A 24,629-nucleotide genomic window follows, 5' to 3' on the forward strand; every position below is an offset into this window, starting at 1 on the left:
AGTTATGTCTGGCAGGTTTTCATTAACAATTTTCCCCCTAATTGCTTATATAAAAAATAGAAATTTTTGTTAGAATTACCTGGTTTTCATTAATTCTATTATTAAATTATTGGTAACAAAAAAACCTTCATCTACAATAGATGAAGGCTATAACGACGCATTCCGTTTACGACAGTAAATAATACTGCCGGTACGAAATCGCCTCCCCATCGTTCGTAGGTGTAAGCATCAATGATGCTAACGGTGATCGTTAAACAGGCAGTTCTTCTGGCTCGGATTCATTGCTCATCACACCTTCTCGGGGAAAACTCCCAATGGTATTTTGTGATTTGCTCATCCTTACAGCGGCGGGACCGCTCCGGCTTTGTACCGGATTCCCTATTAAGCCCTTGCGGGCACCTGTTCCAATATAAATATAAACTTACATGAAAAAAATCTCTACGGTTATGATAATATTTAAAAAGTCCACTGTCAATACATATACATACATATTATTAAGTACATTAAAATACGATTTGTTATTATATGACTATAAAATGCTTACTTATTTTACAATATTAACATTTCTACAAATATAAAGTATTACTTTATAACTACATAACTTTAAAATGTCTACTGATTCTATAAAGGCAACACACTAATTAATATCATTAGTAAGATCGAAAGTTTGTATATCATTGTAGAGGTAAAATTAAAAATAATGTTGAAATAAAAAGTAATATGTAGTACTATAATAATATAAGCAGTAACAATATGTTACTACACTTAAAAAGATCATTAATAGCAGTCTTTGGGGCAGGGTGAAATTCCCTACCGGCGGTAAAGCCCGCGAGCCTTTTTGGCAGATTCGGTGTAATTCCGAGGCCGACAGTATAGTCTGGATGGAAAAAGATTGTGTGGTTTTGTTGGTAAACTGACGAGATTAGCACATTGATTTATTCCGTTTGAATGTAATTGATTTTATTTTGCCGCTTGGCTGTTAAATACTTAGGTGTTTAACAGCTTTTTTTATTTGCCGGTATAATGGGAGGCTATGTTACGATGGATGATGATGAGCGATATATGCGAATGGCACTGGAATTGGCAAAAAATGCTGAGGGCAGAACCAGTCCCAATCCTATGGTCGGGGCTGTCATAGTAAAAGATGGTCGTGTAGTTGGCTGCGGTTGGCATAGAAAAGCGGGCACTCCGCATGCAGAGGTGCATGCTCTTGCCGCGGCAGGAGAACTTGCAAAGGGTGCTGTTATTTATGTTAGCCTTGAACCCTGCTCCCATTTTGGTAGAACACCGCCATGCTGCGATGCATTGATAAAGGCTGGTATAAAGCGTGCCGTTATAGCTATGGAGGACACTAATCCCAAAGTATCTGGCCGCGGCATAAAAAGAATGCGTGCTGCCGGCATTGAAGTAGTAACCGGTATATTGGCAAATGAAGCCAGAAAATTGAATGAAGTATTTTTTAAATGGATAGAAAAAAAGATGCCTTTTGTTACTATTAAAAGTGCTATGACGTTGGATGGGAAAACAGCTACCTGTACTGGTCAGTCAAAATGGATTACCAGTGAGCAATCGCGGCAATACGGACACCGGTTGCGCGATATAAACGATGCAATTATAGTGGGCGTAAATACGGTTATTGCAGACAATCCTTCGCTTACTACAAGGCTTGGCGAAAATGGGAAAAATCCTCTGCGGGTTGTTGTTGACAGTTGCGGCCGAATCCCGCTGGACAGTAAATTGCTCAATGATGGGGAAGCTCCTGTGTTGCTAGCGGTGACAGTAAAGGCACCAAAAGAGCGTTTGAAAGCGTTAGCTGATAAAAATGTCCAATTGATTGAAACCAAGGCTGATGCAAATGGGCGTGTTTGTTTACCAGAACTGTTTATGAAACTGGCACAGCAGGATATATGCAGTGTTTTGGTAGAAGGCGGCGCAACGCTTATGGGAAGTATAATAAAAGAAAAATTGGCAGATAAAGCATATTTTTTCATAGCACCTAAATTAGTCGGTGGAGAAAAAGCAAAATCCGCTGTTGCTGGTGAAGGTATCGGTAATCTAAGTGATGCTGCACAGCTCACTGAAGTTTTCACAGATATCTTGGATGGCGGGGATATTTTGGTGAAAGGGTACCTGAGGTGACTTTATGTTTACAGGAATAATTGAAGAAGTAGGCCATATAGCAGCAATTAAAAATGGAACGGCGTCTGTTCGGCTGACGATAGCGGCCGAAAAGGTTTTGAGGGATGTCAATATAGGTGACAGTATCGCGGTTAATGGTACTTGTCTTACAGTCACGCAGTATACGGATAAAAGTTTTTCGGCAGATGTCATGCCGGAGTCGGTCAGAAAGACTTCGCTGAGTGAGTTGAAAACAGGCAGCCTTGTTAATTTGGAAAGGGCACTGCAAGTTGGGGCACGGCTTGGCGGCCATATTGTAAGCGGCCATATTGACGGTACAGGAAAATTGATAAGCAAGAAACCAGAAGATAATGCCATCATAGTGGCAATCAGTGCTGCTAAGGATATATTGAAATATATTGTCAAAAAAGGCTCGGTAACAGTGGATGGTATTAGCCTGACAGTAGTTGATGTTGACAGCAGTAAGTTTTCTGTATCGCTTATTCCGCATACGGCTTCAATAACGACTATAGGCCAGAAAAGTACAGGTGCATCGGTAAATATAGAAACAGATATCCTAGGAAAATACGTAGAGAAACTGCTTTTTCTGCGTGAAACTGAGGGAACACCACAGCCTTCCGGGATTGATATAAATTTTTTGAGTAAAAATGGTTTTTGAAAAGCTTTGGGATGTTTCATAACGGCTGAACAGCCGATCCTATAAATATTATCTTACGAAAAGAGGCTCTTTTAATGGAAATAAAATTTGATTCGGTAGAAAAAGCAATAGAAGATTTTAAAAATGGTAAAATGGTGTTGGTTGTAGATGATGAAAATAGAGAAAATGAAGGGGATTTACTTGCTCCCGCAGAATTGGTCACACCAGAAATAGTGAATTTTATGGCCACTTATGCCAAAGGGCTTATTTGTATGCCTATGGATGCTGCCCTTATTGATAAAATGGAACTTGCTCCTATGGTTGAACACAATACAGATAATCATGAAACTGCATTTACTGTTTCTGTTGACCATGTTGATACCACTACAGGAATTTCTGCTTTTGAACGGGCATTGACGGTTAAAAAGATGATGGAAGATGATATCAAGCCAACGGATTTGCGTCGTCCCGGACATGTTTTTCCGCTGCGTGCTGTTGAAGGCGGTGTGCTGCGGCGTACCGGACATACGGAAGCAACCGTTGATTTGGCGAGGTTGGCAGGTTTAAAACCGGCTGGACTTTGCTGTGAAATAATGAGTGCGGACGGACATATGGCACGCACACCAGAGCTGTATGAATTTGCTAAAAAGCATGGCTTATCATTTATAACAGTAGCGGCATTGATAAAATACCGTAAGAGCACAGAATGTTTTGTGAAGAGAGTGGCGGAAGCTGACTTTCCGAGCAAGTATGGCAAATTTAGAATAGTCGCTTATGAAAATCAACTTGATGATAAATGTCATATTGCTATTGTTAAGGGCGATGTCCGTGGGAAAAAGAATGTGCTTGTGCGTGTTCATTCAGAATGCTTGACTGGGGATATCCTCGGTTCAATGCGCTGCGATTGCGGTGAACAGTTGGCTGAGTCACTACGCCGCATCGAAGCGGAAGGGGAAGGCGTTGTGCTGTATATGCGGCAGGAAGGGCGCGGTATTGGCCTTGCCAATAAGATACGTGCTTATGCTTTGCAGGATCAAGGCAAGGATACAGTAGAAGCCAATATTATGCTGGGCTTTGCACCTGATATGCGTGATTATGGTATTGGCGCACAGATTTTAGCTGATCTTGGCCTTACGAGCATTCGTTTGATGACAAATAATCCAGAAAAAAGAGCAGGACTGGAAGGATATGGTCTAAAAATTGTGGAAAGAGTACCTATTGAAATTCCTGCTAATGATTTTGACGCAAAATATCTCAAGACAAAGAGAGAAAAAATGGGACATCTCTTAAATAATGTCCGGGGCTGAAATATTTAATAGAAGCTATAGTTTGTTCCTTAATTAATTTAAAAAGTATTTATGTGGAGGTTGGCATTATGGCAAAGGTTATTGAAGGTCATTTATCGGCAAAAGGTTTGAAATTTGGAATAGTAGTGGCTCGTTTTAATGAGTTTATAACTAATAAATTACTTTCGGGAGCGCTTGATACATTGAACCGGCACGATGCGGCTGAAGAAGATGTGACTGTAGCATGGGTACCAGGAGCATTTGAAATACCATTAGTCGCTAAAAAGATGGCACAAAGTGGTAAATATAATGCTGTCATTTGCCTGGGTGCTGTTATCCGCGGAGCGACGACGCATTATGACTATGTTTGCAATGAAGTATCTAAAGGTGTTGCTGCTGTAGGGCTTTCTACCGGTGTACCAACACTTTTCGGTGTTGTGACAACAGAAAACATTGAACAGGCCATCGAACGCGCCGGCACAAAGGTTGGCAATAAGGGTGCTGATGCGGCTATGGGTGCCATAGAAATGGCAGATTTGCTCAGAAAGATGTAAAAGTGGATTTTATGCGCGGCGATAAACGTTAAGAAGTAAGGGGCTGATTGCTTTGAAAGTAGGAATTATCAGCGATACACATGGCTGTGTCGACAGATTTACGCTGGCTTACAATAAATTGTTTACGGATGCTGACATGATTATTCATGCTGGTGATGTCCTTTATCATGGGCCAAGAAATCCTATGCTGCCAGATTATAATCCGGCAAAACTGGCTGAGAAGCTTAATAGTTTGCCAATGCCGGTGGTTGTGACACGCGGTAATTGCGATAGTGAAGTGGATACGCTGGTTTTAAATATGCCTATCCAGGCACCATACACCTACGTCGTAATAGATGGGTTTAAGATAGTCACCACGCATGGACATTATGTCATGACAGATAAAGAAAAAGATGATATGGCAGCCCATTTGAAAGCCGATTTATTCATAAGCGGGCATGTACATATTAATGTATTGGAAAAACGTGGTAATACCATATTTCTGAATCCGGGTTCCCCTGCGCTCAGCAAAAGAGAAGATGGCCGGCAGACAGCAGCTGTTTTGAGCGATAAGAAGATTGAGATATTTGATATAGATACAGATGAAGTTTTATTGTCTATAGATCGGTAATGGAGAAAAATAGCAAGATTTACCTTCATGTATTTACCGTGAAAGTAAAAGCAGTGGGATATTTACATTCCACTGCTTTTGCTTTAGAATATAGAATTAACTACTAATATATAAACATAAATGCAGGGAGGCCGTTGAGGCATAATGTTCAACATCAGCAACAGCAGAATTTTACATCGAATCGATTTACCGCTTATAATAGCGGTGTCAATTCTAGTTTTGATCGGTATTGTTATAATAGGCAGTGCCACTCACATCAATACACCGGGCAGTGAAAGGTATTGGTATGTACAAAGGCAGGGCATATTTGCTCTGGTAGGGGCGTTAATCGTATTTTTGATGATGAAGTTTGATTATCGTGTACTCCAGCATTTGGGTAATAAATTGTATATCTTTAATGTATTGATGCTTTTTGCTGTTGATATAGCAGGACACTCTGCACTCGGCGCGCAACGGTGGATACAGATCGGGCCGATCAGTTTTCAGCCTTCTGAATTTTCGAAGCTTATAATGATAATATCGTTAGCTGTTTTGCTAGAAAATCGTGTAGGTAAGTTGAATACGTTTAAAGAATTGCTGCCGGTTACACTGTATTTGATAGTACCGTTTTTCCTTGTTGTCACTCAGCCTGACTTGGGAACTGCCTTGGTTTTTCTAGCTATATTTTTCGGGATGATCTTTGCTGCCGGTGTCAATATGAAATTGATAGGTATAATTTTCGGGATAGGGCTTTCTTGTTTGCCGGTATTCTGGCATTTCTTGAAGGAATACCAGAAAATGCGTATGATGGTATTTATTAATCCTAATATTGATCCGTTGGGCTCCGGTTATCATATAATACAATCGAAGATAGCTATTGGCTCAGGGCTTTTGTACGGAAAGGGATTATTTCATGGGACGCAGAGCCAACTGAATTTTTTACCGGAAAACCATACAGATTTTATTTTTGCGGTAATAGGAGAAGAAACGGGTTTTATTGGGGCGACAATTGTGTTGCTGATATTCCTTTTTATCTTGTGGCGGGGAATTAGGATAGCCCGTGAAGCAAGTGATAATCTGGGAATGCTGCTCGCAGTGGGCATGACATCAATGCTGGCTTTTCATGTTTTGGTAAATATTGGTATGACTATTGGTATTATGCCAGTAACAGGCATTCCTTTGCCGTTTATAAGTTATGGGGTCAGTTCGCTGATAACCAATATCATGGGAATGGGACTGCTCCTAAATATATATAATAATAGGCAGCAATTAATTTTCTAATTAATATTACATCAATAATTCATAATTTCTCCACAAAAAGGTCACAATATGGGCATATACTGTAGACAAATAAAGGAGGAGATATATTATGATGGGATATGGCGGTTTCGGCGGACATTATGGCTTTAGCTTGTTAGGCGCCGGTTTTGGCCTGATAACACATTTGGCATTTACTATATTAGTAATTTTGGCGATAATATATCTTTACAAAAATATTTTTCGCAATGTTAATAACCGGAGTTTGCGTGGTCAGCAAGATAACGCGGCACTGGAAATATTGAGGGCACGTTATGCAAGAGGCGAAATACCGACTGAAGAATTTCAGAAAATGAAAAAAGAATTAGAATAAGTTTTGCCCGTTAAGTTGTTTCGTCGGTAAACTTATTGTTACTTTTTTATTTAACTGTGTAATAAAATAAGAAGCTCCCCAGTGATATATTACTGGGGAGCTTCTTATTTTAACGATGTTTTGGGATGTTATAGAACTTCGGAAAAATAGATGACTGTTACGGTATCATCCATTGTTATTCTTTTTTTATAGATATTTTCAAAATCAGCAATCAGGTCTTCACGTGTGTTTATTTCTGGATTTTGGTGGTCAAGATCTTCTGAGGTCAGTTCAGCCATTTTCTTTACTTGTACTTTATCTAAGAAAGCAACAAAAAGTTTTTTCTTAGGTTGTAGCTTACCGCCTGTAGTTATCCAGACTAATGAACTTTCAGGGTATTGTCTGCTTACGTCACCTAAACGTACAGTACAGTTTTTTTGGCGGACCATTAGTAATTTTTCGTGCTTGGGTGCTTGGAAATTTAATGACATCATATGCTTTATCTCTCCTATCAGGGGATAAATAACTCCCCAATATATTAAACGTAATCATTCAAAATGATATGTATGTTTTTTCTTGAAGTTCCTTTTTCGCTGCCAGTAAACGACCAGGCCGCAGATTATTCCGGCTAAGGTAATACACTGGTTGGCATGTAAGATAGCATCTTCTTGCGTAGAAAGGTACATAAAACTGAAAGTAAAATGGCCTATCGCAACAAGTACCATGCATATTAGAAAAATATTGCCACGATATATTTTTCTAAATTTTACTTGGAGAAAGGTGAGTATAAGAGAAAAAAGAAAAATAAAAAACAATACGACCGCCTGGTATAATGCTACTGGTTCAAAATATAGATAATGCTCAAAACCAGATGGACGTTGTTTAAAATCAACATAGGCAGCCAAATCATGGTTGCTTATAACAGTGACCAGTGGAAGACCAATGGTGTTTTGCATAAAGAAATTACCGACTTGGTCAACGATGAGGCCGCAAACCATTCCCGGTAAGAGAATATCCATCCAATACCAAAAATTTTTACCTGATAAATACAGGTAGAAAGCGCAGCCAAGCAGAAAACCGGCAAAGGCGCCATAAATGGACATTCCGCCATGGCTTAATAAAAATATACTGAAGGGCTTGTCGATAAATTGGTGCCAATGCAGGAGCACATATACGCCGCGGCTGAGAACTATACCGAGCGGAATGCCCCATAAGAACATATCAATAACAGGGGAAAAGTCTTCGTGGTGTATTTTGGTGTTCAGCCACGTTACAAATAATCCTAATAGTATAGCGAAGACGACAGTAAGGCCATACCAATATATATGAAGAAAACCTAATGTAAACATAGTATTGTTAATGGAGATGCCTTTCTTTGTGCTGAATTTATAGTTGCTTATTTTAAGAAGTGACGCGAAATAAAAGCTTATCTTATTTCATTGTAATATTTTAACTCGAATATAAAAATTTAGCAAATAAAATATAAAAGTGTGATATAATTAAAGCGTAGTCCATTACGTGTAGGAGGGATAATAATATGACAATTACAAAGGATATGGGTATTATGGAAGTTGTTCAGAAATACCCTGAAACTGTTGATGTTTTTGCTATGTCAGGTATGGGATGTATCGGTTGTGCTGCTGCTCATTTTGAAAATATTGAACAGGGAGCTTTGGCTCACGGCATTGATATTGACAAACTGATGGCAGACCTCAATGAAGTTGCTGATGCTCAGCTTCAGTAATATTTTTACATAGACCCGCTGTTATAAAATTTTTATAGCAGCGGGTTTTATGTTTGTATAGTGTTTTTGATATTAAACGGGCAGAGATGAATATAAAATCTCTGCTCTTTTTGGATTATTTTTTTAACAATCCACCACGTCCACGGCGTGATAATATACGGCCTTCATTTTTTAGTTCTTCAATAAAAAAACGTATATGGTTTTCTGGTTGACATAATTTTTTTGCCAGAGATCGCCTGCCTATCGAGGTATGTTTAATATTAGCAAGTTCTATTTCTTCTAAGATCCTTTCTTTTAATGCTTTGGCAGTATAGGGGTTTTCGTTTTGGTAACTTTTCTGGGTAACTGCTGGCATTTGCATTTTGGAGGGGAGTAGTTCCGGGCCGGGCGATGTATCAGGCGATAGGGTAGTGAGATATTCTACGGTGTTTTCTAATTCCCTGATATTGCCGGGCCAATCATAATGCAGTAAGTATGGAATAATCGAATTGAAATAAAACTCTGGGGAGATTATCAGCGTGTCATGTTCCATTGCCTGCCTTTGGTAGAAGGTTTTGGCCAGCAACATTATATCAGTACCACGATCCCGCAGGGAAGGCATTTCGATGGGCAGCACATTAAGCCTGTAGTATAAATCTTTACGGAACAAGCCTTTGTTAATCATTTTTACTAAATCTTGGTTGGTGGCAGCTATCACACGCACGTTTATTGGTATTGTCCTGCTGCCGCCTACACGGCGGATTTGTTTTTCTTGTAAGGCACGTAGTAGTTTTACTTGAAATGATAATGGGGCATCACCTATTTCGTCAAGAAAGAGGGTACCATGGGTTGCTTCTTCAAAAAGGCCGATAGCACCATCCCGTTTAGCACCGGTAAAAGCACCTGGAACGTAACCAAATAATTCGCTTTCCAGGAGGCTTTCTGACAATGATGCAAAATTTACTGCGACAAAAGGCCCTTTACAATATGAGGAGGCATTGTGGATGCTCTGGGCGATAAGCTCTTTACCTGTGCCGCTTTCGCCCTGGATTAAGATTGGTGAGTTGGATTTTGCCATTTTTTGGGCACGAGTGATTACCTGGGACAATACTTTACTTTTGCCTAAAATTTTATCAAAGGTATATACAGCAATATTTCCCTTTTTTGTTTGTTTTTGGGATACCATTGTTTTTAATTGCTGGATTTCGTTTCTTATATTGTAACTTTTTTTACTTAACCGAATGATATCCTGTACATAATTCGCTGACAAAAAATCTGCATAGAGATGCAGAAAGCCTAAATGTGAAAGCATTTCGACGATTGTCGTGATATCAATAAGACGAGTTTTTATATCAATGATATTTTCGACAAAATCTGGTACGAGTTCTCTTTCACCGGGAGTTACAGCTATTTTGAGGTGGGGATAGGAGGCCATTTGCGGGCAGCAGGGGTGGTAATTTATGTGGTCAATGCCGATAGTCTGCAAAAGGGCAATCGTGCGGTTGGTACTGTCGGGCAGATCGTTGACCAAAAGGACGTCTGTACCTGCTTCTAAAGCAAAAAGCTTGTCAACTTCGTGATAGTTTATTGCCCGGCGGGCTATTAAAACCGTGGAACCACGGCAGCTGCTTTTGGCATGGATATATGCTTCGTGACTAGCGAAGATTATGAGGTCTGCGCTTAAATGTGAAGGAATATTCCCGTTGTTGACGCTGTAAGATATTATATTTACACGTGCCCCTAAGAGCTTATGCAGTTGTTGCGTGCAAGCTTCTGTGGTGTTTATCCCCATCGCGATGAACATAAGTGTTTTCAAAATATATGCCTCCATATGATAAAAGGGAAAAATAAAAGGGATATAAAACTATAACATTATAATGTATTCCCTTTTCTACGCAAAAATCCTTTTACGATGGAAAAAATACTTTAGTAAATAATGTTTTAAGAGAAAATAGATTAATTTTAATTATTTCGGTGGAAAAGAAAAGTTGGCACGCTATTTGCATATATAAATATGTGTTCATTAATTTAGGAGGGATAGACCATGAAGGAAAAAGAGAAAAAATCTATAAAAGTAGGTTGGCAGGGTTATTTGGCTTTATTTGCAGCTATTATACTTTTTTCTGGTATTTTTTCTGCAAATGAGGGCTGGCTCAAGGTATTTGATTTTAACACGTTGAATGGGGCTTTCGGTAAAATTCAAAGTGGTGCACAGGCTTTGGATTTTCGCGGCGCTGGTGGCAGCGGGGCCAGAGATGGTTTCTTGTTCTCCATTGAATTAATTCCTGCTATTATTCTGGCATTGGGGATAGTCAATGTCGTTGACGGGCTGGGAGGATTAAGGGCCGCACAAAAATTGATGACACCAATATTGAGGCCGTTGCTGGGTATTCCCGGTATTTGTATGCTGGCGACAATAGCCAATATGCAAAGCACGGATGCTGCTGCCGGTATGGTGAAGGAATTGGTGGATGAAAAGGAAATAACGGATGAGGAACGTTCCGTTAATATAGCCTATCAGACTAGTGCTAGTGCATTTATAACTAATTATTTTTCTTCGGGATCAGCGGTGTTTTCTTTTATGCTGGTACCGATTATAGTACCTATAATTGTCATGGTTATCTTTAAAATAATCGGCGCTAATTTAATGCGTCTGTACTTAAAAACTGTATATAAAAATCATTCCCAGGAGGGGACTAACAATGGCTAATGGTGAAACTGCTGAGGTTAAAAGTAAAAATATATTAGACCTTTTTGTTGAAGGTGCGCGCCGTGGATTTACCATTGGCACTACCAGCCTTATGCCTAATGTCGTTATGGCGTTCGTTATAATCCGCATTCTTGATGTGACGGGCCTGCTTAAGCTTATTGGCAATGTGTTTGCACCGGTAATGGCCCTTTGGGGGTTGCCGGGAGAAGCTGCTATGGTTATAATTGCCTCTATAATGAGTATGGGCGGAGCCGTAGGCATGGCAGTAAGTCTGTACAATGCGGATTCATTGACTGCGGCGCAGGTGACAATGCTTATTCCGGCTATTTATTTAATGGGAAATCCGGTGCAAAATGTCGGTCGCTGTCTTGGTATTGCTGGTGTTAATTCTAAGCATTATTTTGCTATAATAGGGATTTGTGTGGTAAATGCGCTGCTTTCTATATGGGCGATGCGGTTTATATTATTATTTTTGTGATATTGCAATGGGCAATGAAAGGAATTAAATTATGACAAAACCATTTTTTACATTATTATGTGGAGCTGATGTTTTAGCCCCTGAAGATATTGGCAGACAGAATATCCTGATTGCGGGTGAAAAAATAGCGGCGATAGGGCCTAATTTGATTGCTCCGCAGAATTATCCCTGTCAGGTCGTGGATTTGTCAAATTGTATTTTGATGCCGGGCTTTATTGACAGCCATGTGCATATAACGGGAGGCAGCGGTGAAGGTGGTTTTGCGACGAGAACACCGGAAATTCTTTTGTCGCAGATAACTACGTCTGGTGTGACTACTGTCGTAGGCTGTCTTGGTACAGATGGTACGACGCGCAGTGTAGTTAATTTACTGGCTAAGGCACGCGCTTTGGAAACAGAAGGAATATCTGCTTATATGTATACTGGGGCGTATGAACTGCCGACACCGACTATAACCGGCAGCGTCCGCAGTGATATAATAATTATCGATAAAATTATCGGTGCTGGTGAAATCGCTTTATCTGACCACCGTTCGGCGCAGCCTTCTTATCAGGAATACAAAAATCTTGCAGCACAGTCACGCGTGGGTGGGATGCTCAGCGCTAAAGCCGGTGTTGTGGATATGCATATCGGTGATGGAAAAGATGGACTGGCAGTATTGTTTAAAATCGTTGATGGTGGCGAAATTCCTATGACCCAGTTTATTCCTACGCATATAAACCGCAATCATACGCTGCTTAAAGAAGGTATTAAGTGGGCAAAACAGGGTGGTATAATGGATATTACTTCAGGCGTTAGTCCTAGTGCGGGCTCGGCAAAAGCGGTTAAACCAAGTCAGGCAGTTAAGCAGGCCTTGGATGCAGGTGTTGCTATAGATAACATTACAATGAGTTCAGATGGTAATGGCAGCATGCCGATATTTGATGAAAAGGGAAATACCGTTGGTGTAGGTGTAGCCAGCCAAAAGTCGATGTTGCAGGAAATACGGGATATGGTGAAGCTGGAAAAAATTGCACCGTCAATGGCGATCCGCTTAGTGACCAGTAATATTGCCCGGGTTCTGAAATTAACGGCAAAGGGAACATTAAAAGAAGGAATGGATGCTGATTTTACTGTTGTTGATAAAGATTTTGCACTCAAACATGTATGGGCGAGAGGTACGCAAATGGTAAAAGATGCAACTCCGGTAGTCTGGGGAACGTTTGAACATGGTAAGCATTAAATAAAAAAATTATAGCGATTGCGTTCTCATGTTATTAGTGGGAAGATAGTTGTTATGCCAGCTTTTGCAGACCAAAAAGGCTGCTTCAATTTTATTGGAGCAGCCTTTTTAAATGGAATAATTATGAGATGTTGTTTTATAGCGAGGTCATTATGCGAGTATGCTTTTGATGGCATGGCGTACAGTTTTTTCGGGAACAGCGTTATCAGAATGGACTTTTCCGATTTCGTCTAAAAGCACCCAATTGATTTTACCGTTGACGGTTTTTTTATCATGGAAAAGGTCTTGGTAAATACCGTCTTCTGAGCAGAAAGTACATTTTTGCGGCAACCGGCATAATTCAAGAACGTGGCAGATGGCCTTTATCACATCATCCTGGATGAAGCCTAAGTCGCGGCTGATAATAGCTGCGCCGACCATACCAATAGATACGGCTTCACCGTGGTTGTATTTTTCGTATTTTGTTTCTCGTTCGATGGCATGTGCCAATGTATGGCCAAAGTTGAGAATGGCGCGCAGACCTGTTTCTTTTTCGTCTTTGGCAACGACGGCAGCTTTGATTTCACAGGATCTGGCAATGATATTTTTAAGCACGTCATTATTTAGGGCAAAAATATCAGCGGAGTGGTCAGTGATATAAGTGAAGAAATTTTTATCATAGATCAGGCCATATTTTATTATTTCGGCAAGCCCGGTGGATATTTCCCTGACAGGCAGTGTTTGTAACATGTCAAGGTCAATGAATACTGCCTTGGGTTGGTAAAAAGAACCAATCAGATTTTTGCCGAGCTGATGGTTTACAGCTACTTTGCCGCCGACAGAGGAATCAACATGTGCCAGTAAGCTGGTCGGCATTTGGATAAAAGGAATGCCGCGCATATATGTAGAGGCAATAAAACCGGCAATATCGCCCACTACACCACCACCTAAGGCGATTATGGGGGATTTTCTGTCAAGGCCGGCTTTGATAGCCGTTGTGTATAATTCCTGTGCTACGAAAAATGATTTTGATTTTTCACCGGCAGGTATGCTGGTAAGCTGGGGCGCAAATCCGGCTTTTTTTAATGCCGCAAGTGTCTGTGCCGCATACAGCTTATCGACGTTGCTGTCAGAAACAACGAGTGCTGTGCGTGAAAAGTTACTGTTAGCAAAAAAACTGGTAATTGTTTCATGCAGGTCATTGTCTATATAAATATTATAGCTGTTGTCTTTTAAAGGGACTTGTACTGTTTTCACTTTTTCCTCCTGCGTAGATATACCATTATTTCGTTTACTATCTGTAATGGCGATAATTCATCTGTATCTATTATAAAGTCAGCTTGATTATAAAAGGGCATCCTTTGCTTTAAGAGAGCTTGCATTTTATGCAGGTCATTTTTGAGCAGTGGTCTGTCACCACGTCCTTTTGTCCTATTTAAGATTGTGGGGATGTTGGCACGCAGGCAGACGATTATGTTGCGGCCGTTTTGCAGAATCTGCCTGTTCGCTTCAAATATTGGGACTCCGCCACCGGTGGAGATGACAGTGTGAGTGCGGTTGCAAGTTTCTTTTATGATGTCTTTTTCCCGTTGACGAAAATATTTCTCACCAAATTTAGCAAACATTTGCGGGATGGACAGGCCTGCCCTTTCTTCAATTAGTGCGTCTGTATCGACAAAAGCATAGCTAAGTTTTTCCGCAAGAAGACGGCCGACGCTGCTTTTTCCTGTCCCCATGAAACCTATTAAAACTATGTTCATCATCTTTTTCCCAGTCTTTTTTGGTAGTTTTCAATGGCTTTTTTTACATCATTCATGGCATGGCCGCCGAATTGTTCCAAGACTGCATCAGCTATGGTGAAGGCAGCCATAGCCGCACCAACTATTGAGGCCGCGGCTACAGCGCAGACGTCGCTGCGTTCTTTGGAAGCCAGCACTTCCTGCTTTGTTTCAATATCAATAGAATGAAGGGGTGACATGAGGGTAGGGATTGGTTTCATTACGGCACGAAGAACGATATCTTCTCCGTTTGTCATGCCGCCTTCCAGACCACCGGCATGATTGGTACGGCGATAAACCTGTTTGTTTTCATCATAAAACATTTCGTCATGCATTTTACTGCCGGGATTATATGCATAAGAGACACCCTCGCCTATTTCTACTGCTTTTATCGCTTGAATAGACATCAGGGATTGGGCGAGTTTACCGTCAAGCCTTTTATCCCATTGAATGTGTGAACCGAGTCCTTCAGGTGCGCCTTTTACTATTACTTCGAATATACCACCCAGAGTGTCACCGGCTTGTCCGGCTTCACGGATTTTCTGCCGCATTTTAGTTTCCGCGGCTTCGTCCAGGCAGTTAAGGTCGGATGTGTTATTGGCTAATTTAGCATAATTTATGTTGTGCCGGTCTATTTCAACGCCGCCTATGTTTACGACATGGGAAAATACGGAAATACCTATATCCTGTAAAAATTGTTGGCAGACGGCACCAACGGCTACTTTTGCTGCTGTTTCCCGGGCGCTGGCTCTTTCCAGAATATCACGGATGTCTTTTCTGTCATATTTATGTATGCCAACAAGATCGGCATGGCCGGGGCGGGCGGCTGTCACTTTTTCTCCGAATGGTTCACCAGTGACCGACATCTTTTGGAGCCAATTACTCCAATCCCGGTTTTTTATTTGTAAGGTAATCGGATCTCCTAATGTTTCAGCAAAACGGACGCCTGATAGAATATCGACTTTGTCTGTTTCTATTTTCATGCGGCCGCCTCTGCCGTATCCTGTCTGGCGGCGGGCCAGCTTTTGGTTTATTTCGTCAATGTTGATTTTTAATCCGGCAGGCAGACCTTCTAAAATGGCGGTAAGGCATTGGCCGTGCGATTCACCGGCCGTCAGAAAACGTAGCATAATAACAATCCCTTCTATTGAAATATTACTGTAGAGTTTATTCGGCCTTCATCCATTGTCTCCAGACGGGAGGCACAAATATGTCATTGAATTTGGCAACTGCATAGCTGTCTGTGAGGCCTGCAATATAATCTACAACTATTTGCTGCTTTCCCCAGTGTTCTTCCCTTTCACGAAATTCCTGGGGCAGCTTATGGAAATGCTTCATATAATAATCAAAAAGTTGTTCGATCACGAAACATGCCTGTTTGCGTTCTTTGGCTAACATGGGGGAATGATATATGTGTTCAAACATAAAATTACGGAAAATATTCATAACCTCTGCCATATGTTCTGATAATAAAATATCATGTTTATCGGTAGATGACAATATCATATCATTGACCATACCGGTTATCATAGCTGAATGGTCCTCACCTAAGGTCGCTGATACGGCTTTAGGCAGATCTGTCTTTTTTAGCAGGCCGGAGCGCAGGCTGTCATCAAAATCATGGCAAAGATAGGCTATCCTGTCGGCGATTTTTACGATGCGTCCTTCTAAAGTAAAGGGAGCCGTTTTGCCCGTATGGTTTAAAATGCCATCTTTTACGGCAAGCGTTAAATTGAGCCCTTGGCCGTTTTTTTCTAAGTATTCGACCATGCGTAAGCTTTGCTCATTATGCGCGAAATGTCCGACCAAATGGTTCATGGCTTCTTCGCCGGCATGGCTGAACGGGGTGTGGCCTACATCGTGGCCTAAGGCGATTGCTTCTGTAAGATCTTCGTTTAACCGCAGTCCGCGGGCGATGGTTCGGGAAATCTGCGCCACCTCCAGACTGTGGGTCATACGTGTGCGGTAATGATCTCCAGAAGTAATATAAACCTGCGTTTTATGCTTGAGCCGTCGAAAAGATTTTGAATGCAAAATACGGTCCCGGTCGCGCTGGTAGGCTGTGCGGAATGGGCACATGGGTTCTTCACGGCTGCGTTTTGCCTCACGGCTTTTGGCGGCATCAATGGAAAGTATCGTATATTCAAGTTCTTCAGTTCTTTCTCTGACGTTCATATTTATAATCACCCCGCATAAATAAAAATTCCCAATGTATAAATATATTATAACGGTCTTATTTGAAAAATAATAGAAGTTAATTTCAACCTATTATATATTTAGGACATAATATGATATAATGTCATTAAATATGAAAAGAGTAATAGAAAATTTTACGGAGGCTTTTTTATGCGTATACTGAAAATATCTTTATTTATGTTAGTGGTAATGCTTATAAGCACCTGTACGGTGGCTTTTGCATCGCCAAAGGTTACTGCTGATAAAACAACCTTTGACATTTTGACAGGAACATATAAGCTGGACGGTAACGTGCGTGTAGAAACCAATAGATTTACTGTTACCGCCGACCATGCGCAGGTGAATCTGTCCTCCTTTGAAGTATGGGCACAGAATAATATCAATTGTGTTTATAACCAGGACGGAACTGCACCCATGAATTTTAGTGGTGATAACCTGTACGGTTCGTGGAATGACAAGACGATAACGGTGAAGGGCGGCACAGAGTTCAAGACAGGGTCACTGGTTATAAAAGCGGATAAGACAAGTTTTAACTGGGATACGAAGATCGCTGATTTTTCCGGTAATGTTGTCGTAACCCAAGATGGCAAGACGAAGACATATGACCAGGTAAAATATAATGTGGCCGAAAACAAATTTTTAGATAATAATACCACAGCTAATTGACGTTAAAAGATTTACAGGATTATCTTTTCATACTGTTACTGAAATATGGTGATTAATTACAAAGCAGGCATTGTAAAAATGCCTGCTTTGTTTTACATATTTTTTATCGGCGTTATGCCGCGGGACAGAGCAATAGGACCAGTACGGGCGACTTCAAGAACTTCATAACAGCTTAACATGTCGGTTAGTGCTGCCAATTTATCCTGTTCACCGGTCAATTCCAAGACCACATTTTCGTGGCCGACATCGACAATATGCGCCCTGAATATATTAGCTATGTTGATTATGTCGGCACGGACGGCAGGAGTGTCTGCTTTGACCTTTATCAGTACAAGCTCGCGGCTGATAGAGGGCAGTTCGCTTATATTGACTATTTTGATGACATCTATGAGTTTGGACATTTGGTGGATAACTTTATTGAGCTCCATTTCACTGTAGGCATTTACAACTACATTTATGCGGGTGACGGCATCTTCTTCTGTGTAACCGGCGTTTATTGTTTCAATGTTAAAGGCACGGCGGCTTATTAAGCCGGAAACGTGGGTTAGGACACCTGGTTTGTTTTCTACCAATATGGCTATTTGATATTTCATGGATTTATGCTTCTCCTTCCATCACCATTTCGTCAAGGCGTTTACCACCGGGAACCATCGGCAGTACATCTTGTACTTCGGGAACGATGATATCGATAAGTACCGGACCTTGTTCGTGGAGTATTTTAGGCAATAAGGTTTCTAATTCGTCTTTCTTTTCAAGACGATAACCTTTGATACCCATTGCTTGGGCGATTTTGACAATATCAGCTTTACTTTTGAAAAGTGAGTGCGAATATCTTTTACCATAAAACATACGTTGCCATTGGGTGACCATACCCAATACAGAATTGTGGATGACAATAATTTTTATGTCTATATTGTAATCGGCTATAGTGGCCATTTCTTGGCAGTTCATCATAATACTGCCATCTCCGGAAAAGAGGAGCACTGTTTTAGCAGGGGCACCAAGCTTAGCTCCCATAGCTGCTGGCAGACCGTAACCCATTGTTCCTAGACCGCCCGATGTAATAAAGTTGCGTGGTGTATAAATTTTAAAGAATTGTGCAGCCCACATTTGGTGTTGTCCTACATCAGTGGCAACAATTGTATCGTGGCCGGCTAGTGTGGAGATTTTGCTTATTGCTTCTTGCGCAAGGATATGCTCTGGATCTTCTTTATAAGAAAAAGGATGTTCTTGCTTTAATTTTACAACATGCTTGTACCAAGCTTGGCAATTCTTTTTTATAGAGTCAGTGTAAGGAGCAAGTTTTTGCAGGAATAATGGCAGTGACTGTTGCAGGTCACCAACTACACTCAAATTAACATTGACGTTTTTATTTATTTCTGCATGGTCTATGTCAAAATGGACGATAGAGGCATGGGGTGCAAATTGGCTTACAATACCGGTAACTCTGTCGTCAAAGCGAACACCGATACCGAGTAAAAGATCGCAGCCCATAATAGCCATGTTGGCGGCATACGAACCGTGCATACCGGCCATGCCCAGAAAACCACTGCTGTCAGGGTCAGCACAACCAAGTCCCATCAATGTACTGGTTATGGGAATGTCTATACTGGCGGCAAGTTTGCGCAGCGACTTATATGTAGAAGAAGAGACAATACCGCCGCCGGCGAAGATGACAGGTTTTTGAGCTTTTTGTAAAAGGGCAACAGCCTTATCAATATCGGCTTCATTGCACGGGTAATCCCCGCTGTATCCGCGCAGCTTGACCTTGTCGGGATATACATAATCGATCTTAGCGGCGAAAGCATCTTTGGCCACGTCTATGACCACAGGCCCGGGACGGCCTGTCCTTGCTATGAAAAAGGCTTCTTTGAGTACCCGGGGCAGATCTTTTGCGTGCCTAACCAGGTAATTGTGTTTGGTGATTGGGGAGGTTATACCGCAGACATCCGCTTCTTGGAAGGAATCCTTGCCAATGAAGGGTGTGGCAACCTGCCCCGTAATACAAACAAGCGGGATAGAATCTATATTGGCAGTTGCTATCCCCGTTATTAAATTAGTGGCACCCGGCCCCGAAGTGGCAATACATACCCCAACTTTACCGGTGGCTCTTGCGTATCCGTCAGCAGCATGGACGGCACCTTGCTCATGTCGCGTCAATATATGTGGAAACTTTGTCTTATAAATTTCATCATATAAAGTGAGAACAGCTCCGCCTGGATAACCGAAGATCAGTTCTACGCCTTCTTTTTTAAAACTTTCTATGATGGCTCTTGCCCCGTTTATATGCACAATAAATCCTCCTCTGAAGATCAACCACAGACAATAAAAAAGCGGTAAGACAAGCTGTATTATACAGTCTGCCCCGCCGCTTTTTTTATTGCATCATGATATGATCAATTCTTTTTTTTATTCAGCCATGACATCATTTTGCGAAGTTTTACGCCGACTTCTTCAAGCTGATGTTCAGCGTGTTTGCGGCGCATCGCATAAAATTGAGCGCGACCTGCTTTGTTTTCAGTGAGCCATTTTGTAGCAAATGTACCATCCTGAATATCAGAGAGGATGTGTTCCATTTCCTTTTTGGTGTCGTCGGTAATAAGACGAGGGCCTGCGGTGTAATCACCGTATTCAGCAGTATCACTGATGGAATGACGCATTTTAGCCATGCCGCCTTCATACATAAGGTCAACGATCAACTTCATTTCATGGAAACATTCAAAAAATGCAATTTCCGGTTGGTAACCAGCCTTGACCAAAGTTTCAAACCCAGCAGTGATAAGATGGGTAATACCACCGCACAGGACAGCTTGTTCACCAAACAAATCTGTTTCGGTTTCTTCTTGGAAGGTTGTTTTGATAACACCTGCGCGTGTACCGCCGATACCGCGTGCATAAGCGAGTGCTATATCCCATGCCTTACCAGAAGCATCCTGGTATACGCCGAAGATATCAGGAACACCGCCGCCTTCAACAAAAATACGGCGTACAAGATGACCTGGGCCTTTTGGTGCAACCATGAAGACATCAACGTCAGATGGCGGCTGGATCTGCTGGAAATGTATATTGAAACCGTGCGCAAATGCAAGCGCACTGCCTGATTTTAGATTAGGAGCAATTTCTGTTTTATATATTTTAGCTTGTATTTCGTCAGGAATTAGAATCATGGTAATGTCTGCGCCTTTGACCGCATCTGCGACATTAGTGACTTTTAGGCCAGCGTCTTTAGCCTTCTGAATTGATTTGCTGCCAGCGTAAAGACCAACAGTGACATCAATACCGCTGTCCTTTAGGTTTAGGGCATGGGCATGACCCTGACTGCCATAACCAATAATAGCTACCTTCTTGTCACTTATTGCATTCCAATTAACATCCTGATCGTAATATACTTTTGCCATAAATAAAACATCTCCCTAAAATTCTAATCAGTAATATAATACTGATTGTTAGATTTACAATGTTACACACGAACATTGTATACAAGGATACACTCTGATATTAAATTTGTCAATAGAGATTCAAGAAAAAAATTACATAAATACATTTTGCTAAAAATTTATGAATGTATTTAATCTAGCGTCCGTGTTTGCCATGGGGTCGACGAAAGCCTTGCCAATATTGACGACAAGCGCTGTAGGTCCCTTTTGCTTTAAAGCGTCACTGAAGGATTCGACAAACTCATCCATACTGTGAACTGTGTAGGCTTTGATACCAAAACTTTCAATGTATTTAGTATAATTCATTTTGTATTCGAAGTTGCAGGAGAAATATCTTGCACCATAAAACACCTTTTGCAATTGTCTTATCATGCCCAATGATTCATTATTTATGATGATTGATATAATAGGCAGATGGAGGGCGGCTATTGTATAATATTCGCTGCCGGTCATCTTGATACCGCCGTCACCGGCAATATGGATAACTCTTTTTTCGTTTCCAAAGTAAAGCTGTATGCCGAGTGCTGCGGGCAGACCAAATCCCATAGTACCAAGACCACCTGAAGTAAACCAGGTGCGGGGCTGGTAGCGTCGTATATGCTGGGCGGCCCACATCTGATGCTGTCCCACATCAGTGGCTACTACATAATCCCCCTTATTTATCGATCGGGAGATATAGTGCATTATGTTTGGAACATCATATTTACCAGTATATTCATATGCAAATTTTTCTCTATGCTTTTGCAGAATTTGCCACCATGAGTTTAAATTGTTTATGGGTTCACGCTGCATTAAGAGGTTTAGGATAGTCTTCATGTCACCAGATAAGCCAATATTACTATGTACATTTTTGTCTATTTCAGCAGGATCAATGTCTATATGGATGAAATGCTTCTCATATACATAGTGGGTGATATTACCTGTCTGCCTGTCGCCAAAACGGCTGCCGACAGCTATTATTAAATCGGCTTCGGCAACTGCATAATTGGCTGACTTTCGCCCATGCAGGCCGGCAAACCCCATATAGAGGGGATGGTCGCTGGGAAAGGCACCTATTCCCATTAGGGTAGAAACAACAGGAATTTTGTATTTTTCGGCAAAAGACAAAAGTTCTTTGTGCGCTTCACCGATGATTACACCACCGCCAGCTATAATGACAGGCCGCCGGGAGTTTAAAATTTCATTTATAGCTTCAGCTGCGCAGATGAGAAAATCGGCATCTGGTTTAGCAGCAGGGGGCTCCGCTTCTTTTGCTGGGTAGGCGACATCAGCATAGAAGAAGTCTTTGGGGATGTCTATGAGGACGGGCCCCTTACGGCCGCTACAAGCAAGTGAGAAGGATTCCCGCAGCAAGGGAATAAGTTCATTGGCGTTTTGCAGCTTAAAATTATGTTTGGTTATGGGCATAGTGATACCAAAGATGTCAGTTTCTTGAAAAGAGTCTTTACCCAGCAGGGAACTATCTACTTGTCCTGTTATGATGACCATGGGGATTGAATCCATAAATGCTGTGGCTATTCCGGTTACTAAGTTTGTGGCACCGGGGCCTGAGGTTGCTATACATACGCCGGCTTTACCACTGGCGCGGGCATAGCCGTCTGCGGCATGGGCAGCTGACTGTTCATGCGTAGTTAAAATGAAATCAATGTCGTTGGTTTTGCTGAGGGCATCAAAAAGGGGCAGGATCATTCCTCCTGGATAACCGAAAATAGTATTTATGCCATTTTCCTTGAGACATTTTATGATTGCTTGTGATCCTTCCATGTTTTTACCTCGATAAAAAATTGGGTTGTTCGTTTTGGTCATTTATATTGAAATAATAATTAATTTTATATTAGTGCAGGTAGCAGGCTATATATTTAGAGCATATTTTTACCATAAAAAGAATTTTTCTTTTTATTACTTGTAATGGTTTGTTCACCTCTTTCCAAGGCGATTTGGCCGGTGCGGATTATTTCCAGGATGCCATAAGGGTCAAGCAGTCTGGTGAAGGCAAGTACCTTTTCATCTTGGCCGGTTATTTCAAAAATGAGTGTGGTGGCTTGTACATCGATAACCCGCGCACGGAAAAGTTCGGCGATTTTTAAAATGTCGAGACGGTTGTTAGCAGAAGATTTCACTTTTATCAATGTCATTCCCCGATATACGGCGTCTTCTGGTTTGTGCAGCTGAACTGCGGCAACGTCGGGAATTTTGCCGAGCTGTTTAATCATTTGGTCGACGATATGTACTTCGCCGCTGAAAAAGATTGTTATCCGTGAGTATTTAGGTGACTCGGTAATACCGACGGAAAGACTGTCAATGTTGAATGCCCTGCGGGAAAACATGCTGACAACACGCAACAGTACACCAGGCTGGTTATTGACTAAAACAGAGAGCGCATGTTTCATAGATTACATCACCTTTGGGAAATTAATGGTATTGCTAATTAATTAATTCATATAAAAATCATATATTAGTATATAATTTTACATTAATAATAAACAAAAATCCAGATAAAAGTGAATAAAATTAATATTTTTGTTTATGAATTATGGATTTTTCAAAGGGAAATATGATAATCGCAATAAAAATGATAGCTTATCTTCGGGTTAATATAAATATTGTACTGACGATTAATATGCTGCCTATTATTTCAGGCAGGCCAAAGACAACATGCATAAAGAGGACTGATAATAATACTGAGGAAAATGGTTCAATGGAAGCCAGCGAACCGACCTCTGTCGGGTATAGATACTTGGTGCTTTCTATATAAGCCCAAAAAGATATGACAGTACCGCAGACTATCACGAAAAGCAAAGCCACTGCTGCTTTTAAGTCAAAGATACCGCTAAAGTCAAAAGGAGATTGGAAAAAAGCAAGCAGAAAGCCACCGAAAAACATACCCCAGCCGACAACAAGTGAGGAGCGGTATGTTTTGAGCATATTCCTCGGCTGCAAAGTATATAGTGCAGATGCAAAAGCTGAAATCAGTCCCAAAAACAAAGCTTCCCGGGAGATAGCCAAGGTATGGAGGGAACCCTTGGTGGCGAGCAGAAAAGTCCCGGTGATGGCCATCAGGATGCATAATAATTCCCTGAACATGGGTTTGCGTTTTTCGGTGATTAATATATAGATGAGGATTACTATCGGCATGAGATACTGCAAGATAGTAGCTGTGGCAGCGTTACTGTATAAAATAGTGGAAATAAAAGTAAATTGGGTACCGAGCATACCAAACATGCTGAAGATGATTATGTCACGGACGCTTTTTCCTTGCCAGATAGATAAAGTTTTGCCATGATAAATAAGTTTGTCTACTGCTAGTAGAATAATACCGGCACATATCAGCCTGACACATGTCAGCCATGCCGTATTAAACATTTTTTCATGCAGCAGATATTGCATTACTACACCTGTAGCTCCCCAAAAAGTGGTTCCCAAAATAATTAAAAGGAACCCTTTAACCCTATTGCTCATTAAAATAATATTCTCCTTTTGTAATGTTATGATGAAATCTTTAATCATTTTAAGCTATTTCCATTAAATCTTTCAAGTATAACGGGAAAAACGAATAATATGGTAATAAGGAAATAAACATATATTTGACAAAATTATTTAACCGTTTTAAAATACAAGCTGTAATT

The 24,629-nt window shown here is 41.0% G+C and carries 25 protein-coding genes and 2 riboswitches; of the genes, 12 read left to right on the forward strand and 13 right to left on the reverse strand.

From position 1 onward, the window contains the following. Nucleotides 1-240 precede the first annotated feature (240 nt). A riboswitch (cobalamin riboswitch) is annotated at nucleotides 241-418 on the reverse strand. Between the two features lie 364 nt (nucleotides 419-782). After that, a riboswitch (FMN riboswitch) is annotated at nucleotides 783-897 on the forward strand. A 144-nt stretch (nucleotides 898-1,041) separates the two neighbouring features. The 7 genes from ribD to EDC37_RS01500 all read left to right on the forward strand — a co-directional run bounded on the left by ribD (nucleotide 1,042) and on the right by EDC37_RS01500 (nucleotide 6,835). Then, nucleotides 1,042-2,139: a bifunctional diaminohydroxyphosphoribosylaminopyrimidine deaminase/5-amino-6-(5-phosphoribosylamino)uracil reductase RibD gene (gene ribD, locus EDC37_RS01470; protein WP_132547198.1), complete on the forward strand. Its 1,098-nt coding sequence runs from the start codon at nucleotides 1,042-1,044 to the stop codon at nucleotides 2,137-2,139. Nucleotides 2,140-2,143: 4 nt separating this feature from the next. Continuing rightward, entirely contained in the window at nucleotides 2,144-2,797 is a 654-nt protein-coding gene (locus EDC37_RS01475; protein WP_132547200.1) for a riboflavin synthase, read from the forward strand. 74 nt (nucleotides 2,798-2,871) lie between these two features. Then, a complete protein-coding gene (locus EDC37_RS01480) occupies nucleotides 2,872-4,083 on the forward strand; it encodes a bifunctional 3,4-dihydroxy-2-butanone-4-phosphate synthase/GTP cyclohydrolase II (RefSeq protein WP_132547202.1) in 1,212 nt (403 codons plus the stop codon). A gap of 68 nt (nucleotides 4,084-4,151) precedes the next feature. Further along, nucleotides 4,152-4,616, forward strand: coding sequence for a 6,7-dimethyl-8-ribityllumazine synthase (ribH, locus tag EDC37_RS01485; protein ID WP_132547204.1), 465 nt, complete (start codon nucleotides 4,152-4,154; stop codon nucleotides 4,614-4,616). A gap of 52 nt (nucleotides 4,617-4,668) precedes the next feature. After that, entirely contained in the window at nucleotides 4,669-5,226 is a 558-nt protein-coding gene (gene yfcE / locus EDC37_RS01490; protein ID WP_132547206.1) for a phosphodiesterase, read from the forward strand. 144 nt (nucleotides 5,227-5,370) lie between these two features. Further along, the gene (gene rodA / locus EDC37_RS01495; protein WP_132547208.1) at nucleotides 5,371-6,486 is read left to right on the forward strand and encodes a rod shape-determining protein RodA; all 1,116 of its coding nucleotides are present in this window, start codon (nucleotides 5,371-5,373) and stop codon (nucleotides 6,484-6,486) included. Nucleotides 6,487-6,574: 88 nt separating this feature from the next. Then, nucleotides 6,575-6,835: an SHOCT domain-containing protein gene (locus tag EDC37_RS01500; protein WP_231040153.1), complete on the forward strand. Its 261-nt coding sequence runs from the start codon at nucleotides 6,575-6,577 to the stop codon at nucleotides 6,833-6,835. 128 nt (nucleotides 6,836-6,963) lie between these two features. Here the strand turns inward: EDC37_RS01500 and EDC37_RS01505 are convergent, their stop codons facing one another. Continuing rightward, nucleotides 6,964-7,308 (reverse strand): ASCH domain-containing protein, encoded by a 345-nt coding sequence (locus tag EDC37_RS01505; protein ID WP_132547212.1) that lies wholly within the window; start codon nucleotides 7,306-7,308, stop codon nucleotides 6,964-6,966. A 54-nt stretch (nucleotides 7,309-7,362) separates the two neighbouring features. Continuing rightward, nucleotides 7,363-8,163: a prolipoprotein diacylglyceryl transferase gene (locus tag EDC37_RS01510; RefSeq protein WP_132547214.1), complete on the reverse strand. Its 801-nt coding sequence runs from the start codon at nucleotides 8,161-8,163 to the stop codon at nucleotides 7,363-7,365. Between the two features lie 188 nt (nucleotides 8,164-8,351). Between EDC37_RS01510 and EDC37_RS01515 the strand changes: the two genes are divergently transcribed. Further along, nucleotides 8,352-8,558 (forward strand): DUF1858 domain-containing protein, encoded by a 207-nt coding sequence (locus EDC37_RS01515; protein WP_132547216.1) that lies wholly within the window; start codon nucleotides 8,352-8,354, stop codon nucleotides 8,556-8,558. A 115-nt stretch (nucleotides 8,559-8,673) separates the two neighbouring features. On the opposite strand, the gene EDC37_RS01520 is transcribed toward EDC37_RS01515, so the two are convergent. Next, nucleotides 8,674-10,353, reverse strand: a complete 1,680-nt coding sequence (locus EDC37_RS01520) for a sigma-54 interaction domain-containing protein (RefSeq protein WP_132547218.1) — start codon at nucleotides 10,351-10,353, stop codon at nucleotides 8,674-8,676. Between the two features lie 228 nt (nucleotides 10,354-10,581). On the opposite strand from EDC37_RS01520, the gene EDC37_RS01525 reads away from it, so the two are divergent. The 3 genes from EDC37_RS01525 to iadA are packed head-to-tail and all read left to right on the forward strand — an operon-like array spanning nucleotide 10,582 to nucleotide 12,947. Continuing rightward, nucleotides 10,582-11,247, forward strand: coding sequence for a nucleoside recognition domain-containing protein (locus EDC37_RS01525; protein WP_132547220.1), 666 nt, complete (start codon nucleotides 10,582-10,584; stop codon nucleotides 11,245-11,247). Further along, nucleotides 11,240-11,725, forward strand: coding sequence for a YjiG family protein (locus EDC37_RS01530; protein WP_132547222.1), 486 nt, complete (start codon nucleotides 11,240-11,242; stop codon nucleotides 11,723-11,725). Before EDC37_RS01525 ends, EDC37_RS01530 begins: the two co-directional genes overlap by 8 nt. A 31-nt stretch (nucleotides 11,726-11,756) precedes the next feature. Further along, nucleotides 11,757-12,947, forward strand: a complete 1,191-nt coding sequence (gene iadA / locus EDC37_RS01535) for a beta-aspartyl-peptidase (protein ID WP_207900813.1) — start codon at nucleotides 11,757-11,759, stop codon at nucleotides 12,945-12,947. A 150-nt stretch (nucleotides 12,948-13,097) separates the two neighbouring features. Here the strand turns inward: iadA and aroB are convergent, their stop codons facing one another. From aroB to EDC37_RS01555, 4 genes are read right to left on the reverse strand one after another with little or no spacing between them, the layout of a single operon-like run. Then, nucleotides 13,098-14,183 carry a 3-dehydroquinate synthase gene (gene aroB, locus EDC37_RS01540; protein WP_132547226.1) on the reverse strand — a complete coding sequence of 362 codons (1,086 nt, stop codon included), beginning with the start codon at nucleotides 14,181-14,183 and terminating at the stop codon, nucleotides 13,098-13,100. Next, a complete protein-coding gene (locus EDC37_RS01545; RefSeq protein ID WP_132547228.1) occupies nucleotides 14,180-14,689 on the reverse strand; it encodes a shikimate kinase in 510 nt (169 codons plus the stop codon). The genes aroB and EDC37_RS01545 overlap by 4 nt, the downstream gene beginning before the upstream one ends. Beyond that, nucleotides 14,686-15,834 (reverse strand): chorismate synthase, encoded by a 1,149-nt coding sequence (aroC, locus tag EDC37_RS01550; RefSeq protein WP_132547230.1) that lies wholly within the window; start codon nucleotides 15,832-15,834, stop codon nucleotides 14,686-14,688. Before aroC ends, EDC37_RS01545 begins: the two co-directional genes overlap by 4 nt. 37 nt (nucleotides 15,835-15,871) lie before the next feature. Continuing rightward, on the reverse strand, nucleotides 15,872-16,879 hold the full coding sequence (locus EDC37_RS01555) for a deoxyguanosinetriphosphate triphosphohydrolase (protein ID WP_132547232.1): 1,008 nt from the start codon (nucleotides 16,877-16,879) through the stop codon (nucleotides 15,872-15,874). A 171-nt stretch (nucleotides 16,880-17,050) separates the two neighbouring features. On the opposite strand from EDC37_RS01555, the gene EDC37_RS01560 reads away from it, so the two are divergent. Next, complete coding sequence (locus tag EDC37_RS01560) at nucleotides 17,051-17,566, forward strand: LptA/OstA family protein (protein WP_132547234.1); 516 nt, start codon at nucleotides 17,051-17,053, stop codon at nucleotides 17,564-17,566. A 92-nt stretch (nucleotides 17,567-17,658) separates the two neighbouring features. Here the strand turns inward: EDC37_RS01560 and ilvN (EDC37_RS01565) are convergent, their stop codons facing one another. The 6 genes from ilvN (EDC37_RS01565) to EDC37_RS01590 all read right to left on the reverse strand — a co-directional run bounded on the left by ilvN (EDC37_RS01565) (nucleotide 17,659) and on the right by EDC37_RS01590 (nucleotide 24,462). Next, nucleotides 17,659-18,159, reverse strand: coding sequence for an acetolactate synthase small subunit (ilvN, locus tag EDC37_RS01565; RefSeq protein WP_132547236.1), 501 nt, complete (start codon nucleotides 18,157-18,159; stop codon nucleotides 17,659-17,661). A gap of 4 nt (nucleotides 18,160-18,163) precedes the next feature. Beyond that, complete coding sequence (ilvB, locus tag EDC37_RS01570) at nucleotides 18,164-19,858, reverse strand: biosynthetic-type acetolactate synthase large subunit (protein WP_132547238.1); 1,695 nt, start codon at nucleotides 19,856-19,858, stop codon at nucleotides 18,164-18,166. A gap of 104 nt (nucleotides 19,859-19,962) precedes the next feature. After that, the gene (gene ilvC, locus EDC37_RS01575; protein ID WP_132547240.1) at nucleotides 19,963-20,964 is read right to left on the reverse strand and encodes a ketol-acid reductoisomerase; all 1,002 of its coding nucleotides are present in this window, start codon (nucleotides 20,962-20,964) and stop codon (nucleotides 19,963-19,965) included. Nucleotides 20,965-21,114: 150 nt separating this feature from the next. Continuing rightward, nucleotides 21,115-22,767 (reverse strand): biosynthetic-type acetolactate synthase large subunit, encoded by a 1,653-nt coding sequence (gene ilvB, locus EDC37_RS01580; RefSeq protein ID WP_132547242.1) that lies wholly within the window; start codon nucleotides 22,765-22,767, stop codon nucleotides 21,115-21,117. A gap of 95 nt (nucleotides 22,768-22,862) precedes the next feature. Beyond that, nucleotides 22,863-23,393 (reverse strand): acetolactate synthase small subunit, encoded by a 531-nt coding sequence (gene ilvN, locus EDC37_RS01585; RefSeq protein ID WP_132547244.1) that lies wholly within the window; start codon nucleotides 23,391-23,393, stop codon nucleotides 22,863-22,865. A gap of 190 nt (nucleotides 23,394-23,583) precedes the next feature. Beyond that, entirely contained in the window at nucleotides 23,584-24,462 is an 879-nt protein-coding gene (locus EDC37_RS01590) for a DMT family transporter (protein WP_132547246.1), read from the reverse strand. Between the last annotated feature and the right edge of the window lie 167 nt (nucleotides 24,463-24,629).

The organism is Pectinatus cerevisiiphilus (assembly GCF_004341685.1).
Taxonomy (GTDB): Bacteria; Bacillota; Negativicutes; order Selenomonadales; family Selenomonadaceae; genus Pectinatus; species Pectinatus cerevisiiphilus.